Here is a 405-nt window from a genome sequence, read left to right on the forward strand (position 1 = left end):
CTGCTCGACCCATTACTTCGGCCAGGCGAGTTCGATGCCCATGATCATCGCGCCCACCGGCGCGGCCGGCCTGCTGGCCTACGAGGGGGAATACCTGATGGCCAAGGCCGCCGCGCGCGCCGGCATCCCCTTCGTGCTTTCCACGGCGTCCATCGTCTCCATGGAACGGGTGGCCCAGGCCGGCGGCGATCTGTGGTTCCAGCTTTACATGCTGCCGGACCTGGGGGCGTCCTATCGGCTCATGGACCGCGCCCGCAACGCGGGTTACCGGGCCCTCATGGTGACCCTGGACACGCCGGTGTCGCCCAACCGCGAATACAACGTCAGGAACCATTTCACCCTGCCGATGCAAATCTCCAGCCGCAACGCGCTGGACGTGATGCGGCGGCCGGCCTGGATCTGGAA

At 66.9% G+C, this 405-nt stretch carries 1 protein-coding gene; it reads left to right on the top strand.

Features of this window, described 5'->3' with window-relative positions; translation table 11 throughout:
- Window positions 1-34 precede the first annotated feature (34 nt).
- A partial coding sequence (locus PSR9079_RS23470) for an alpha-hydroxy acid oxidase (RefSeq protein WP_246175649.1) occupies window positions 35-405 on the top strand: 371 nt, incomplete at its 3' end.

The sequence above is a fragment of the Pseudoalteromonas rhizosphaerae genome, assembly GCF_902498845.1.
Lineage (GTDB): Bacteria > Pseudomonadota > Gammaproteobacteria > Enterobacterales > Alteromonadaceae > Pseudoalteromonas > Pseudoalteromonas rhizosphaerae.